At 62.1% G+C, this 14761-nt stretch carries 12 protein-coding genes, 1 tRNA gene and 3 pseudogenes; 12 read left to right on the forward strand and 4 right to left on the reverse strand.

Annotation, left to right across the window (positions count from 1 at the left end):
- Positions 1–10: 10 nt before the first annotated feature.
- Entirely contained in the window at positions 11–1630 is a 1620-nt protein-coding gene (locus HBNXHr_RS08595) for a bifunctional oligoribonuclease/PAP phosphatase NrnA (protein WP_275881828.1), read from the forward strand.
- Between the two features lie 49 nt (positions 1631–1679).
- On the forward strand, positions 1680–2480 hold the full coding sequence (locus tag HBNXHr_RS08600; protein ID WP_275881829.1) for a CBS domain-containing protein: 801 nt from the start codon (positions 1680–1682) through the stop codon (positions 2478–2480).
- Positions 2481–2492: 12 nt separating this feature from the next.
- Here the strand turns inward: HBNXHr_RS08600 and HBNXHr_RS08605 are convergent, their stop codons facing one another.
- Positions 2493–4199 carry a glycoside hydrolase family 2 TIM barrel-domain containing protein gene (locus HBNXHr_RS08605; protein ID WP_275881830.1) on the reverse strand — a complete coding sequence of 569 codons (1707 nt, stop codon included), beginning with the start codon at positions 4197–4199 and terminating at the stop codon, positions 2493–2495.
- Positions 4200–4509: 310 nt separating this feature from the next.
- On the opposite strand from HBNXHr_RS08605, the gene HBNXHr_RS08610 reads away from it, so the two are divergent.
- Complete coding sequence (locus HBNXHr_RS08610) at positions 4510–4770, forward strand: hypothetical protein (RefSeq protein ID WP_015790564.1); 261 nt, start codon at positions 4510–4512, stop codon at positions 4768–4770.
- Between the two features lie 7 nt (positions 4771–4777).
- Here the strand turns inward: HBNXHr_RS08610 and HBNXHr_RS08615 are convergent, their stop codons facing one another.
- Positions 4778–5260, reverse strand: a complete 483-nt coding sequence (locus HBNXHr_RS08615; protein WP_275881831.1) for a DUF309 domain-containing protein — start codon at positions 5258–5260, stop codon at positions 4778–4780.
- 121 nt (positions 5261–5381) lie between these two features.
- On the opposite strand from HBNXHr_RS08615, the gene HBNXHr_RS08620 reads away from it, so the two are divergent.
- The 4 genes and pseudogenes from HBNXHr_RS08620 to HBNXHr_RS14325 all read left to right on the forward strand — a co-directional run bounded on the left by HBNXHr_RS08620 (position 5382) and on the right by HBNXHr_RS14325 (position 7310).
- Positions 5382–5465: transfer RNA gene (locus HBNXHr_RS08620), tRNA-Leu, on the forward strand.
- An 826-nt stretch (positions 5466–6291) separates the two neighbouring features.
- A pseudogene (locus HBNXHr_RS08625) lies at positions 6292–6540 on the forward strand (PQQ-binding-like beta-propeller repeat protein); the annotation flags it as partial.
- Positions 6541–6614: 74 nt separating this feature from the next.
- Positions 6615–6869, forward strand: a pseudogene (locus HBNXHr_RS14320) (PQQ-binding-like beta-propeller repeat protein); the annotation flags it as partial.
- A gap of 30 nt (positions 6870–6899) precedes the next feature.
- Positions 6900–7310: a PQQ-binding-like beta-propeller repeat protein gene (locus HBNXHr_RS14325; RefSeq protein WP_345893707.1), complete on the forward strand. Its 411-nt coding sequence runs from the start codon at positions 6900–6902 to the stop codon at positions 7308–7310.
- Between the two features lie 461 nt (positions 7311–7771).
- Here the strand turns inward: HBNXHr_RS14325 and HBNXHr_RS08635 are convergent.
- Both HBNXHr_RS08635 and HBNXHr_RS08640 read right to left on the reverse strand, forming a co-directional pair.
- Positions 7772–8013, reverse strand: a pseudogene (locus HBNXHr_RS08635) (type II toxin-antitoxin system HicA family toxin).
- Positions 8010–8264, reverse strand: coding sequence for a type II toxin-antitoxin system HicB family antitoxin (locus HBNXHr_RS08640; protein ID WP_275881832.1), 255 nt, complete (start codon positions 8262–8264; stop codon positions 8010–8012). Before HBNXHr_RS08640 ends, HBNXHr_RS08635 begins: the two are co-directional and overlap by 4 nt.
- A 248-nt stretch (positions 8265–8512) precedes the next feature.
- Here HBNXHr_RS08640 and HBNXHr_RS08645 point away from each other — a divergent pair, with 248 nt between their 5' ends.
- The 5 genes from HBNXHr_RS08645 (at position 8513) to HBNXHr_RS08665 (ending at position 14350) form a co-directional block, all read left to right on the forward strand.
- Complete coding sequence (locus HBNXHr_RS08645; protein WP_275881833.1) at positions 8513–10741, forward strand: glycoside hydrolase family 3 C-terminal domain-containing protein; 2229 nt, start codon at positions 8513–8515, stop codon at positions 10739–10741.
- 93 nt (positions 10742–10834) lie between these two features.
- Positions 10835–11224, forward strand: coding sequence for a succinate dehydrogenase, cytochrome b556 subunit (gene sdhC / locus HBNXHr_RS08650; protein WP_015790558.1), 390 nt, complete (start codon positions 10835–10837; stop codon positions 11222–11224).
- A gap of 3 nt (positions 11225–11227) precedes the next feature.
- A complete protein-coding gene (locus tag HBNXHr_RS08655) occupies positions 11228–11596 on the forward strand; it encodes a succinate dehydrogenase hydrophobic membrane anchor subunit (protein ID WP_275881834.1) in 369 nt (122 codons plus the stop codon).
- Positions 11593–12516, forward strand: coding sequence for a succinate dehydrogenase/fumarate reductase iron-sulfur subunit (locus HBNXHr_RS08660; protein WP_275736835.1), 924 nt, complete (start codon positions 11593–11595; stop codon positions 12514–12516). Before HBNXHr_RS08655 ends, HBNXHr_RS08660 begins: the two co-directional genes overlap by 4 nt.
- A 4-nt stretch (positions 12517–12520) precedes the next feature.
- On the forward strand, positions 12521–14350 hold the full coding sequence (locus HBNXHr_RS08665) for an FAD-binding protein (protein ID WP_275881835.1): 1830 nt from the start codon (positions 12521–12523) through the stop codon (positions 14348–14350).
- The last annotated feature ends 411 nt before the right edge of the window (positions 14351–14761 follow it).

Genomic DNA, 14761 nt, shown 5'->3' on the forward strand with positions numbered 1-14761 from the left:
TGTCCGGGACATGCGCACGCGGCTGGTGGTGGGAACAGGCTCGATCGCCCGGGCCGTGACCGACGCGCTGTGTGACCGACCGGGCCGCCTCCTGGTGGCCGGGCCGGACGAGGAGACCAATCGTCTCTGTGAGAGCGGCGCGGCCGAGTGGCTCCCGGTCGATCCGACTGATCCAGCAGCCCTTGGCAAGATCGATGCACCTGTCGAGACAGTCGTCGTGGCCGGAGCCACGCCCGTCAAGAACCTGGCCATGGCACGGCATGCTCGCCAGGCGTTCCCATCGGCGTTTCTGCTGGCGTACACGGGGACTGACGGGCACCACGACGACAACGAGCAGCGCCACTCGGCCCGCGTTGGTCTGCAATCGGTCGCTGACCGGGTCGTCGATCCCGGCGACGTACTGGGGTCGTATCTGCAAGATCGTGTCGAAACCGGCGGGCTCTCCGTCCACAAGCTTCGAGAAGTGATCGCGAACGTCGATGGGACGCTTGCGGTCGTCATGCACGACAACCCCGATCCGGACGCCATCGCGAGCGCCATCGCCCTTGTCCGGATCGCCGAGCGGATGGGGTGTCCGGCCGAAGCCTGTTACTACGGATCGATCAACCACCAGCAGAACCGGGCGTTCGTCAACCTGCTGGATATCGACCTCACGGCCCTCGAAACCGACGCCGACCTCTCGGCGTTCGGTGGGTTCGCCCTCGTCGATCACGCCCGGCCCGGTGTCAACGACGGGCTTCCCGAAGACACGGCGGTCGACATCGTGATCGACCACCATCCGCCACGTGGGCCAGTCAGAGCGGCATTTACTGATCTCCGGAGTGACGTCGGTGCAACGAGTACACTCCTGGTAGAATATATCAGACGGCTCGATATCGATATTTCTGAGACAGTGGCGACGGCGCTTTTGTTCGGGATCCGGGTCGACACCAACGAGTTTACACGCGAAGTCTCGGCCGCCGACTTCGAAGCCGGCGCGTTCCTGCTCCAGGCAGCCGACCTGGGCGTGCTCGAACGGATCGAAGATCCGAGCATGAGTTCGGACACGTTCGAGACGATCGCGGATGCGATCCACAATCGATCGCGCCACGGCTCCGTCCTGTTGAGTGGCGTGGGCGAGATACGCGACAGAGACACGCTCGCACAGGCTGCGGATCGGTTGCTCGCCATGGAAGACGTGACGACGACGCTGGTGTACGGGATCCAATCCGGGACGATCTACATTTCGGCACGGTCACGCGGTACTGACCTCGACCTTGGTGAGACCCTGCGGGCCGCGTTCGGCCAGATCGGTAGTGCCGGCGGTCACGCCGACATGGCCGGCGCACAGCTCGACCTCGGCGTGATGGAGGCGATCAGCGACGACACCGATCTCGCTGCGATCGTCGAGGAGATCGTGACAGACCGGTTTCTGGACGCCCTGGAGATCTTCCCGTCGCAGTTACCCCCTGAATCCTACGGGATCGAAACCGAGCTGCCGGGTAATGCCACACCGACCACGCCCCGTCCGGAGGCGGATCACGGCGACGATTCGGGCGAGGACACCGCGAATCGGTATTTGGTTGGCGACGACGAATCATCGACAGAGGAAGAACCCGGGGCTGGTCGGGACACCGACAGTGGGACCTGACGGCGCTGCCAACGAGGGATTTTTACCTGCGGACCTCTCACCGTCAGTGATGGCCAGTTCCGAGGAGTCTCTGACCGTCGAGGATTACATGACTCACGAGGTCTCGACGGTCGCGCCGGACGACACGGTCGCAGCGGTCGCGAGTCGCATCGCCGATAGCGGGGGTCACACCGGATTTCCGGTCTGCAGTGGCCGAGACGTACACGGGTTCGTCAGTGCGAGCGATCTGTTGCTTGCCGAGGACGATCTCCCGGTCGCAGACGTGATGTCGACGGATCTGATGGTCGCCCACCCGGACATGGATCTCGACGACGTGGCCCGGGTCATCCTCCGGTCGGGGATCCAGCGGTTGCCCGTCCTCGACGACGACGGCCAACTTATCGGGATCATCTCGAACGCCGACGTCATCCGGAGTCAGATCGAACGGGCGACGCCCGACAAGGTCGAGCAGCTCCTGGACACCATCGAGGACGTCCACGACGTCGAAGCGCGCCAGGAGCGCCGCGTCGTCGATCTCGGCGACCTCACGCCGACCCAGACGAAGGTCTACGGCGACGAGCTCGAAGGCCGGATGTACGAACTCGAACGCGGCCTGGCCGAACCCCTGGTCGTGATCGACAACGCCGGGGACCTCCTGCTGGCGGACGGCCACCACCGGACCACGGCGGCCGCCGAACTCGGCATCGAAGAGATGGACGCCTACGTCATCGTCGTCGAGGAACCCGTCGACTTGGAGATGGCCAAGACCGCGACCGAGGAAGATCTGCAGTCGATCGACGACATCACGATCGTCGACTATGCGCGCCACCCGCTCGTCGAATCGACGCAACGCGAGACGGGCAGCGAGTGACACACTCACCGCCTACGGGTCGCAGTAGTGACCCCGCAGCACCGAGAACGCACGCTTCTTTCGACCGTGTTCGTCGAGGAGCCCTTTGCGATTGTAGCCCCGCTGGTGTGGATTCATCCGGCGGGGGCTCTTGAAGTCAAAGAGGATCCACGGGGTCGCTCCGACGATCTGCTCGACGCTCTCGATCGCTTCGAGCGATTCGCGATAGTAGGCAGCCTGGAACTCCTCCGTCCAGCGGTCGTCCTCGTCGCCGTGATTGCCCCACTTTGCCCCCGCGCCCGTTTCCGAGACGATGACCGGCGGGCCCGTCGGATCGTCGACGAACGAACGAACGTCGCCTGCGTCGCCGACGTACCAGCCGTAGTACTCGTTGATGCCAACGACGTCGAGATGCTCGACCAGCGGGTCGAGCAACGCCAGCCCATCGTCGGTCTCGTCGAACCAGCACGCCGCAGTGACGAGCCGGGTGTCATCGAGTTCCCGGGCGAACGAGGCCATTTCGGGGAGGACGCGATTTCGGACCTCGTCCTCCGGATCGGTCTCGTTGGCGATCGACCACAGCGCGACCGACGGCCGGTTCCAGTCACGCTGGATCAACTCGCGGAGTTGCTGGCGATACAGCGCCTGGACGTCCTCGTCGCCGAAATCGATGTCCCAGTAGGCCGGGACCTCCTCCCACAGCAGGATCCCCTCCTCGTCGGCCCGGCGAGCCATCGCCGCCGTGTGTGGATAATGGGCGAGCCGAACGAAGTTACAGCCGAGTTCAGCCACCCACTCGAACCGCTGATCGATATCGCCGGGAGTCAGCGCCCGCCCGCGTCCGGCGGCCTCTTCGTGCATCGAGATGCCACGGAACTCGATCGACTCACCGTTGACCAAAATGTCGCTGCCCTCGACGTCGACCGCACGAAAGCCGGTCCGTACTTCGACGGCGTCACTCTCCGATTCGACGCAGACGTCATAGAGCCGCGGGTCGTCGGGGTGCCACAGCTCGACGTCGTCCCGGTCGAGCGTGATCTGGCCAGTGAGTCGGGTAAGCGCTCCATCGGAATCGTCTGGTTCGAGCGGCACCTCTGCACCCAGGCCCGGTATCGCCGCGTGGACATCGCCCGGTTCCGGCCCGTCGATCCAGGCGGTGATCGACGCCGTCACAGTCTCGTCGACGCTGGTCTCGACTTTCACGTTCCGAACGAACGTCTCCGGGGTGGCGAGAAGGTCCACGGACCGAAAGATCCCGCCGAAGTTGAACCAGTCGGTCTGCATGGCGGGGATTCCATCCTCGCGTCGTTCGTTATCGACACCGACGACCAGAAGGTTGTCTTCGCGAGATACCGCGTCGGTGATCTCGACGGAAAATGGGGTGTATCCTCCCTCGTGGGTCAGGAGGTGCTCGCCGTTCAACCAGACGTCGGCCTCGTAGTTGACCGCGCCAAAGCGCAGGAAGAGCCGGTCGCCGTTGTCCTCCCGGTCGAAGCGTCTGGTGTGCCAGACCATCCCCTCGTAGTACTCGAACCCCGGGAGCTGCTCGCCGACGCAGCCCGGCACCTCGACCGGGAACCCGTCGTCGACGGTATAATCGGCGGGTGCATGCGGGTCTTCGAGGAGGGGAACGTCCCGGTCGTCGAACCACCCGTCCTGGAACGAGCGGTAGGGGTCCGGGATCGCCTGCCAGGTCCCGTCGAGTGTGGTCGTTTCGCGGCTCTCGGTGTGGAGATACATACTCCAGTATGATCCCGGACACAGAACTTGATGGTTTCGACGGGGGCTGACTGTCGAGGACGGTTCCCCAAAGCGAACGCTGAAGCACCTCATGCCGCACGATTTGCGGTATCGCTCGAAGGGGACCAGTTGATCAACTCCCTTCCGACATCGACTGATCGATATCGACGCGAGGCAAGTGAGTTACCATCACATGGAAATCACAAATCAGTGGAAACATACGACTCGATATAGAAGCACCAGCGTAAGAATGAATCGTGGGTTTGGGATATCGCGTAACTCGCTCATCTGGTCTCTCTTTTTCGTCGTCATGGCGGGTCCGCTCGTCGCGATCACGCTCATCATGATACCGCAGGTCGAAGGGGTGGCCGACCTGCCGTTAGTCATCTTCTTCGGGTCGTTGGCAATCATCGCTGTCGTTGGCGTATGGCGAAAGCTAACCGACAGGGACGACGAGCATCCCCGGACCGCGGCGGATGTCGCGTACAATCCGCTCTCGCCAGGAGAGATAGCCAAAGACAACTGGCGAAAGGCAATTCGGCGCATACCCGGTGACGAGGACGACGACTGATCGCTCCTTACTCAAGGCTTTCGGCGTGCTGATAATCGGCGTCCCGGGCCTCAGGGGCTTCGCCGTCAAGGGTAATGACCCACCCATCCAGCACAGCCGGATCGGCGATGGCGTTCGTGACGGTGGTCCGCACGTCGAGAATGGCAACGCCGTAGTAGTCCCGCGGAACGTCCTGCAGATACTGCAAGGCAGTCTCGAAAAGACTCCGCATGCCATCGTCATTCTCAAAGTCGTCGTGTTTGTACGCGCCGGCGGCAACCTGGACCATCCCGTGTAAGAAGGCGCTTTCAGTCGTTCCACGCCCGTAATTATACCACTCGTCCTCGAAGCAGTCGTGAGATTCGTGGAACGCGCCGTCGTTGTACAGCGCGACGCCGTGAACGACCGCACGCCGAAGAGTCGCGTGCTCCCATTGCTCGGCATCGGAATCCCACCCGGTCGGCGATCCCGCCGGCGGCCCGACGCTGTCGTCACGCGTGTGCTCGTCCATTACCCGGTCAAACGCCGCACGAACAAGTAATTCCGTCGGCTGTGACAACGACGAGACGCCCGTCGACGCCCGATCGAAACCGGGCCATTTAACCCCCAGAACGGACTGGATTCGGATGCGTGCGAGGGTAGCCAAGCCTGGAAACGGCGGCGGACTCAAGATCCGCTCCCGTAGGGGTCCATGCGTTCAAATCGCATCCCTCGCACTGGCGGGCCCACGCGGCCCCTCGCAACAGTGCAGGAAGATCGGCGAGGTCGCGAAGCGACCTCGAAGCGAACGGCGCGTCGCGCCGTGAGCTGGAGCGGTCTTCCCTCGCAAAACTTCTCAGGCGGTAACCGGATACCCACTGGTGACGAATGCATATATTCGTTCATGCATCTGTCTGAGTACAGTCGGGACGACCCTATGAGATACAGAGCGCGTATTAGCCAACATGATGTTAATATACCAACCGAAAGAAGTCAAATTGAATGGTCGAAATGCCACCTCAATGTCCGGATTGTGATGTCAAGATGGAACAGATGAATCCGATTGCCGGTGGCCATAATTTGCGGTTCGTATCGGAAGAAAGCAAAGAAGGAATTCTTGGCTCCATCGGAGTCAACGAAAATTTTGATGTGAACGCCTTCGTCTGTTCTGAATGTGGGTTGAGCCGGCTGTACGCTAATCTGGACGATTAGCCAGCCGAACACACGAGGTACTGATAATTGCTGAGGCTCTATGCATCGCACTACTAGACGTACGAAATCTACGGCGACACCACGAACGTATTCGATCGCCCCGTATTCGCTTGGTATTCAAATCGATACGTTTCGTCGGTTTTTTGTTTGGTGATGAAACCGCTCTTGATAGATATGCCCTCCCCCACTCGCCGCCAGTTTCTCTCCCTGCTTGGAACCGCCAGTGTCGGACTCGCCGGCTGTCTTTCCGAGGATAATGGGGAATTCGGGCAGATCGACGGTGAATGGCCGGTCGAAGGGGCTAACGCCCGCAGGACGCGTACTGTCAACGACGGGCCCGCCGATCCAGCGATGGTCTGGGCGACCGAGATTGAGGAGGCTCGAGCCGTCGGCACGCCGGTTGTCGCCGACCAGACGAAAGTGCCGTCGCTCGCCGACACTCGTGTATACGTGCTCGCCGATGCCGTCTCGTCTCCAGCACGACACCGTTACAGACTGCACGCCTTCGATGCCCCAACAGGCGAGGAGCACTGGCGTGTCCCGCTCCGATCCGACCCGAACAGCCCCCCAGCCGTCGACAGCGGCCAAATTTTCGTCAGCGCTCAGCGTGGCATCGAACAGGGCCGGCTCGTGGCTTTCGAAGACCGATTCGGGACGAGGAGTGGCTGTACGATATCGACGCCCGAGTCACTGCTCCACCGGTCGTTGCTGGTGGCACCGTCTATCTCCCTGACTGGGAGGGGACGGTTCACGCTCTCGGGGTGGCCGACGGATCGGTTCGCTGGGCTCGACCGGTCGGATCGGACCAAGAGAGTCGAACCCTTGCAAAACCAGTCGCTGTCCAAGACGACACGCTGTTCGTGGGTTCGCACACGGGACGGACTGGTGTAGCTGCCGTGGACGCCGAAACCGGGGAGACGATGTGGACGAAGTCCACCCACCGTGTGATAGCTGGCCCTGTGGTTGACGACAGACTCGTCGTCGTCAAGGGCGGCAGCGTGCTCAGAGCGTTCGATACTGATGGTACCGATCGATGGGCGTTCAACATCCCCGGGGACGTGCCAGGAATTCCGATCGCTGTCGATGACCAGCATGTCTACGTCTCCACCCGAAAGCGACTCGACGCGATTACCCGGAGCGGCCGAGAAGCCTGGACTTACGAGCCTGACGACGAGGATGTCGGTCCTCCGACAGTAGTCGGCAACGAGGTGGTCGTCCCCGTCGGGGACGGATTAACTGCACTCGCCCACGCGGACGGGGCGACCCGATGGCACACCGAGACGGACGGGTATGGGTCCGTCGTTGTGACGCCCTCGGCGATGTTTATGGCTGCGTCTGGCGGCCGCATCATTGGACTGGGGACCGGTTGACATCCGCCTCGCCCTGAAGTGCGGGTTTTTTGCCTTGCAACTTCCATAACTTGGTCGGCTTGGAGAGAAATGTTGTGGGAGAGAATGTTTCATTGTGCCAGGTCTCTGCTGGTGAAGACACACCTACGCCTGATCGAACCGTCCAAGTAATCGCGCTGTAGACAACCCTCGTAACGACAAGAACGTGCCGATAAAACAGAGTTGATATTTGACGTTTTCGAATAACTGACTTTATCCAACCCCTCCGTCGATGACAGGCTTCGATACCAGTGCTGAGTTCAACCCCTATATCTCCCACACTGATTTCAGTAGTACAGAAATCTGTAACACCGGCAAGTCAAAAATTCTGTAAATACCCATCGTCCAGCCTGGAAACGACGGCGGACGCAAGATCCGCTCCCGTAGGGTCCTAGTTCACTCCGTTCACGAGAAATCGGCAGTCAGTCACGACCCGGCGTCACTCACCGGTGGTCGTCGATCCACTCGCAGAATGCCTCGAAGTCCTGGGCGCCGCACTGATCGGCGATATTTCGCAACGTTCCAGTCTGGCGCCCCCCATCGGCACGGTCACGTTCCGTACTTCGCCCGTTTTGGGGTGTTGATAGCGGAGTTTGAGGTGGCTCCCGGTTCGATCAACAGGATAGTAGTCCATATCGATCAACACTGACGCCACGTCTTCGCCCGTGAACCGTCGCCGACTCATTCCTCAAACCAGGGGGCATCGGGTTCGCGGGGTTCGTCGGGGACCGTCTCCGGATCGATCCCCCACTCCCGGAGATCGTCATCGGCGACGGGGTCCCCGATCTCACCCTTGTGCAGCGCGACAGCCTCGTCGAGATTTTCGAGTGCTTCCTGGCGGCTTTCGCCCTGGCTGGCGACGCCGGTCTCCTCATCGATCGCCGACCACCGGCCGGAATCGTTCTCGATCAGGCTAATCTCCCGACCTGTGCTCATGAAACGAATTACGTGCACGACCCAAATAAACGTTCTGTGAAATCTACATAGTGAACCTCACTGCCAGCGGGAGCAACGCCAGTACGCACACGGGGAGAACCCGAAAGAGCCGGTCGACCCGACGCCACCATCTTGCAAACATCGAAGAGATAGTACAACAACTACTAGTAGCATGCTGCAGTAAGTACTGGTAGAGACAGTGGTTCGACACTGTGTTCCAACAGTCGGACCACGGCAGGACAATCGCTATGGCTACCAATAACACAGACGACACGACAGACCGGATCGAGGCACTGATCGACCGACTCACGCTTGAGGAGAAGATCGATCTCGTTCACGGTGACGATGACCCGGACGAACTCGCGACGGGATATCTCCCGGGCATCGAGCGACTGGACGTGCCGTCGCTCTCGATGGTCGACGGGCCGCTGGGCGTCCGACCGGGCACGGCGACCGCGTTCCCGGCGTCGATCGCCCTGGCTGCCGCCTGGGACGACGACCTCGCCCACGAGCAGGGCGAAGCCCTCGGTCGGGAGACGCTCGGTGCTGACCAGGACGCCTTGCTCGCGCCGGGGTTCAACATCGTTCGCGTGCCCCAGGGCGGTCGAACGTTCGAATATTACAGTGAGGACCCGTACCTGGCGAGTCGGCTGGCCGTCGGGACTGTCGAAGGCGTTCAGGACGCCGGCGCGATCGCCACCGCGAAGCACTTCGTCGCCAACAACCAGGAGCAGGATCGACACGAAGTGAGTGCCGAGGTGAGCGAGCGCGCGCTCCGGGAAGTCTACCTGCCGGCCTTCGAGGCGGCGGTCACGGAGGGCGACGTCGGATCGGTGATGGCTGCCTACAACCGGATCAACGGCACGTACGCGACCGAACACGAGTGGCTGTTGAGCGACGTCCTCAAGGACGAGTGGGGGTTCGATGGCTACGTCGTCAGTGACTGGTGGGCGACAAGCGACGGCGTGGCGGCAGCCAATGCCGGCCTCGACATCGACATGCCGGGGATCCCGGTGAGCCAGTGGCACGCCGAAGAGAGTCTCCTGCACGACGTGATCGAAAGATTGCCCGACACACTGCCGAAACAGTCGATCGCGAAACTCGCCTCGACCCCGTGGCTCCCCGAGAACGTCAATCCGAACCTCTTCGATCGAAGCCCGTTCGAAGTCGAACTTCCCGAGGCAGTCAGACGCGGGCAAGTCGCCGAGTCGGACCTCGACGAGAAGATCAGACGCGTCCTTGGCCAGATGGAGCGCTTCGGGCTGTTCGACGACGAGCAGCCAAGCGGTGCATTCGGTGCCGGGGAACACCGCGACGTGGCAACGCGGGTCGCCGAGCGCGGCGCAGTCCTCCTCCGGAACGAAGGGAACGTGCTCCCGCTCTCGCCCGAAACCGACTCGATCGCCGTGATCGGTCCCAACGCCGACTCGGCAAAGGTCGGCGGCGGCGGGAGTTCGCGGGTCACACCCGATAGCACAGTCAGTCCACTCGAGGGAATTCGCGAGCGCGTCGGCGGTGACACCCGCGTTGCCTTTGCTCGCGGAACCGAACCGATCGACGACACCGAGGGTGTGGCGGGTGTGAACTTCGACCTCTCGGAGTTCGCTCCAGGAGGCTCCTCTAGCGGCGATGGCGCGCCAGGGGTGGGCGACGCAGTCGTCGCTGCCCGACAGGCGGACGTCGCAGTCGTATTCGTTCAGGACGACGCGGCCGAAGGCACAGACCGATCGCTGTGGCTCCCGGGCGAACAGGATCGGCTGGTGGCTGCTGTCGCCGACGTTGCAGACCGGACCGTCGTCGTCTGTAACACCGCCGGGGCGATTCGGATGCCGTGGGCCGATGATGTCGACGCCGTCGTCGAGATGTGGTATCCCGGCCAGGAGGACGGCCACGCAACGGCGGCAGTCCTGTTCGGCGACAGCGACCCCAGCGGCCGGTTGCCGGTTACCTTCGGTCGTCGACTCGACGACTATCCGGCATCGACCGAGGATCGGTATCCGGGGGTCGGGCTCGAAGCCGAGTATGACGAAGGCGTTTTCGTCGGCTATCGGCACTTCGACGCCGAGGGGATCGAACCCCAGTTCGCGTTCGGTCACGGGCTAAGCTACACCGACTTCGCGTATTCCGACGTGGCGGTCGATCACGATGGCGAGCCGGACGCGACTGTCGAGGTTACGGTCGAGAACGTCGGCGAGCGTCCGGGCCGGGACGTTGTACAGGTGTACCTCGGGCCTGCCGATGCCCCGCTCGAACGGCCGCCGAAAGCACTGGCTGCGTTCGAGACCGTTGCGCTCGATGCCGGCGAGGCAGTGACTGTCACGTTAGATCTCGATTCGCGTGCGTTCGCCTACTACGACGTCGAGGCGGGCGAGTGGACCGCGGCGGACGGCGAGTACACTGTCCTGGTCGGTCGGTCGTCTCGCGATATCGTTGCCGAACGGACAGTTATCGTCGAGGAATCGACGATCGTCGAGTAACACGAGGCTTCGATACCGGCAATCAGTCGCGGAAACCGGCGAATCGTTGCCCGGGGACAACAACTATGATAGTCCGGGCCGTCGTGTGGCAATATGGCGCAAACGTACGACCGTGGAGCCGTCGAGGACTTCGGTCGGTGGCGGGAGTTCTCAGCCGGGATGTGGGCCTGGTTGCTTCACAAGTTCACCGGCTGGGTGCTCGTCGGATACCTGTTCACGCACATCGCCGTGTTGAGTACGGCGACGGGCGGCGAGGAGTTGTATAACGCGACATTGCAGGGACTCGAAGCACTGGCGATCGTGCGGTTGCTCGAAGTCGGCCTGTTAGCTGTCGCCGTCTTCCACATTCTGAATGGGATCCGGCTGCTGTTCATCGATCTGGGACTCGGTCTGGAACGACAGGATCAGAGTTTCTATGCGTCGCTGGTGATCACGGGGGCCATCGCCGTCGCCAGCGTGCCGACGTTCCTCGGGGGGCTGTAATCCATGGCTGAATACTACTCGTCGTTCGATTCCGGCGGCAAACGGTGGTTCCTCCAGCGGATCACGGCAGTCATTCTGATCGGCACGCTTGCCTTTCACTTTTTCCTGTTGCACTTCGTCAACCACGCTGCGGACATCAATTTCGCCGGGACGCAGGCCCGCATGAGCCAGGTTGGCTACTTTACGACGATGGTCGTCTTTCTGGTGACAGCGACGTTCCACGGCGTCAACGGAATCTACAACGCGCTGGTCAATCAGGGCATCTCCGGGACGCCAAAGCGCGTCGCAAAATACGGACTGACCCTCGCCGGACTGCTGTTGATCGGGCAGGGTATCCGGGTCGCACTTGCAATGGCAGGGATTACACTATGAGCACAGATTCAAACGCCGAGACGGAAGTCGACGCCGAAGCGGACATCGAAACCGAGGCAAAAACGAACGCCGAATCCGAGCCGGCCGTCCCGGAAGCGGATATCTCAGCCCACCAGCAACGCCGGATGGACGAGAAGCGCGACGGGATGGCCGAACGCGACGCAGAAGCAGCGGCGGCTGCGGAGGCCGACGGGGAGACGACCCACCTCCGGATCTTCCGGTATGACCCCGAAGTCGAGGGGAAGACTGAACCACGTTTCGACGACTTTCAGGTCCCCTACGAGCAGGGGATGACTGTCCTCGATGCGTTGATTTACGCACGGGATCACTTCGATTCGACGCTGACCTTTCGTCACTCCTGTCAACAGGGCGTCTGTGGCTCTGACGCGCTGTTCGTCAACGGCTCGCAGTATCTGGGCTGTAAGACCCAGTTGAACGAGTTCGACGAGCCGGTCCGGATCGAACCGTTGCCCCACCAGGATGTCGTCAAGGACCTGGTGGTCGACATGCAGCACTTCTACGAGCAGATGGACGCCGTCGAGCCGTACTTCGAGCCCGACGAGTTGCCCGAGGACGAACTCGAAGAGCAGCGCCAGACCCGGGAGAACCGCGAGAAGATCAAACTCTCGACGCGATGCATCCAGTGTGGTGCCTGTGCGTCCTCCTGTAACGTCGCCGCGGGCGACAACAAGTATCTCGGCCCGGCGGCACTCAACAAGGCCTACCGGTTCATCATGGACGAGCGGGAAGGCGGCGAGCGGCGGGAAGAGCGCCTCGAGATCGTCGAGGACGAACACGGCGTCTGGCGGTGCCAGACCCAGTTCTCCTGTACGGAGGTGTGTCCGAAGGACATCCCCCTGACCGAACACATCCAGGAACTCAAGCGCGAAGCGATCAAGGAAGACATCAAATTCTGGTGAAACTATGCACGAACACGACGTACTCGTTGTCGGTGCGGGCGGCGCAGGGCTTCGGGCAGCGATCGCGGCAGCCGAAGAAGGAGCCGACGTGGCCATCGTCACGAAGCTCCACCCCGTGAGAAGTCACACCGGGGCGGCCGAGGGCGGGATCAACGCCGCGCTCCAGGACGAGGACTCCTGGCAGGATCACGCCTACGACACAATGAAGGGATCGGACTTCCTCGGGGACGCGCCGGCAATCGAGACGCTCGCGAGTGACGCGCCGGAGGACGTCATCCAGCTCGATCACTGGGGGATGCCGTTCTCCCGAGAGGAGGACGGCACGGTCTCACAGCGACCGTTCGGCGGCCTGTCGTACCCGCGGACGACCTACGCCGGCGCGGAGACCGGCCATCATCTGCTGCATACGATGTACGAGCAGGTGGTCAAGCGGGGCATCGAAGTCTACGAGGAGTGGTACGTGACGGATCTCGCCGTGACTGACGACGATGATCCGGAAGACCGGACCTGCCATGGCGTCGCCGCCTACGACATCAAGACCGGCGAAGTCGAAGGGTTCCAGGCCCGAGACGCCGTTATCCTTGCGACCGGCGGACTCGGCCAGGTGTTCGATCACACCACCAACGCCGTCGCCAACACGGGCGACGGGCAGGCAATGGCCTACCGCGCGGGCGTGCCGCTCGAAGACATGGAGTTCGTCCAGTTCCACCCCACGTCGCTGCCCTCGACTGGCGTCCTCATCTCGGAGGCCGTCCGGGGCGAAGGTGGGATCCTCTACAACGAAGATGGCGAACGGTTCATGTTCGAGAACGGGTATGCGAACAACGAAGGGGAACTCGCCTCCCGGGACGTCGTCTCGCGCGCGGAGCTTACCGAGGTCAACGAAGGACGGGGAATCGACGACGAGTACATCCACCTCGACATGCGCCACCTCGGCGAGGAGCGCATCATGGATCGCTTGGAGAACATGGTTCACCTGGCCGCAGACTTCGAGGGTGTCGACGCGCTCGAAGAGCCGATTCCGGTCAAGCCCGGCCAGCACTACCAGATGGGCGGCATCGAGACCAACGAGAACGGCGAGACGTGCATCGAGGGGCTGTACGCCGCCGGCGAGTGTGCCTGTGTCTCGGTACACGGCGCGAATCGACTGGGTGGCAACGCCCTGCCCGAACTGTTCGTCTTCGGGAAACGCGCCGGATATCACGCCGCAGGCCGGGACATGAAGGCCGCGGAGATTCCTGTCGGCCCCTCCGCCCGCACCGAAACCAGCGACGTGTCACCCGCCGTCGATCCCGGGACAGTCGAAGGCGCGAGCGACGACGTGGCCGCCGATGGGGGCGTCACCGCCGACCCGACGGGTGTCGTCGAGCGAGAGGTCGAAGCTGAACGCGAACGGATCGAAAATCTCCTCGAACGTGACGGCACCAACCACGCCGACGTCCGGGCCGACGTCCAGGAAACGATGACCGAGCACGTCAACGTCTTTCGGACCGAAGACGGGTTGGAGACAGCTCTCGAAGAACTCCAGAAAGCCCGCCGAGCATACCAGGATGTCGCCGTCGAGGACCCGTCACGGACGTTCAACACGGATCTCATCCACACGCTAGAGACGCGAAACATCATCGACCTCGCGGAGACGATCGCGCTCGGTGCGCTTGCCCGGACGGAGTTTCGCGGCGCACACTGGCGAGCCGAACACCAGACCCGCAAGGACGATGAGTGGCTCAAACACACCATGATCGCGTGGGACGACGGCGACCTCGATCTCTACTTCGTCCCGGTCATCCTCGACGGCGAGAACAAGACCTACGAACCCGTCGATCGTAGTTACTGAGGGCTCGTTTTTCGATTGTGACAACAAGACTGTCCCGCAGCTAGGGGTAGTGTCGATTGAATCGAGGAAACAGTTGCTATCGGGCAATGGGTGTACTGAACGAATAGGGGTGGGGGTGGGGGGGTGGGAAAGTCGGGCACCTTGCGGTGCCACATCCGAGATATGGCGATGGTGAAATATAAACGTTGTCCCAAAATTATCAGATATGATTTCGAGGTGAGACCAATCCGGTGTGCTGTTCGTCGGGACACGCACAGCCATCACGGAGAGGAGCCGTCTCTGACGGCATCTTGTGGTCCTGCCCGTCATCGATTTCAGCGGGTTGGGAGACAATGACCGCTCGGGTGTTCCTCTCACATGTTGATATGCGACCGTCACACGTCGGTGACGGGTCGCGATTCGTGAGTCCGG

The sequence above is a fragment of the Halorhabdus sp. BNX81 genome (assembly GCF_029229925.1).
Classification (GTDB): domain Archaea; phylum Halobacteriota; class Halobacteria; order Halobacteriales; family Haloarculaceae; genus Halorhabdus.

Excerpts from the sequence above, each read along its gene's own strand:
- HBNXHr_RS08605 (WP_275881830.1), bottom strand. The coding sequence starts at position 4,199 with ATGTATCTCCACACCGAGAGCCGCGAAACGACCACACTCGACGGGACC.
- HBNXHr_RS08595 (WP_275881828.1), top strand. The coding sequence starts at position 11 with ATGCGCACGCGGCTGGTGGTGGGAACAGGCTCGATCGCCCGGGCCGTG.
- sdhC (WP_015790558.1), top strand. The coding sequence starts at position 10,835 with ATGGCGCAAACGTACGACCGTGGAGCCGTCGAGGACTTCGGTCGGTGG.
- HBNXHr_RS08615 (WP_275881831.1), bottom strand. The coding sequence starts at position 5,260 with ATGGACGAGCACACGCGTGACGACAGCGTCGGGCCGCCGGCGGGATCG.
- HBNXHr_RS08645 (WP_275881833.1), top strand. The coding sequence starts at position 8,513 with ATGGCTACCAATAACACAGACGACACGACAGACCGGATCGAGGCACTG.
- HBNXHr_RS08610 (WP_015790564.1), top strand. The coding sequence starts at position 4,510 with ATGGCGGGTCCGCTCGTCGCGATCACGCTCATCATGATACCGCAGGTC.
- HBNXHr_RS08665 (WP_275881835.1), top strand. The coding sequence starts at position 12,521 with ATGCACGAACACGACGTACTCGTTGTCGGTGCGGGCGGCGCAGGGCTT.
- HBNXHr_RS08600 (WP_275881829.1), top strand. The coding sequence starts at position 1,680 with ATGGCCAGTTCCGAGGAGTCTCTGACCGTCGAGGATTACATGACTCAC.
- HBNXHr_RS08660 (WP_275736835.1), top strand. The coding sequence starts at position 11,593 with ATGAGCACAGATTCAAACGCCGAGACGGAAGTCGACGCCGAAGCGGAC.
- HBNXHr_RS08655 (WP_275881834.1), top strand. The coding sequence starts at position 11,228 with ATGGCTGAATACTACTCGTCGTTCGATTCCGGCGGCAAACGGTGGTTC.
- HBNXHr_RS08640 (WP_275881832.1), bottom strand. The coding sequence starts at position 8,264 with ATGAGCACAGGTCGGGAGATTAGCCTGATCGAGAACGATTCCGGCCGG.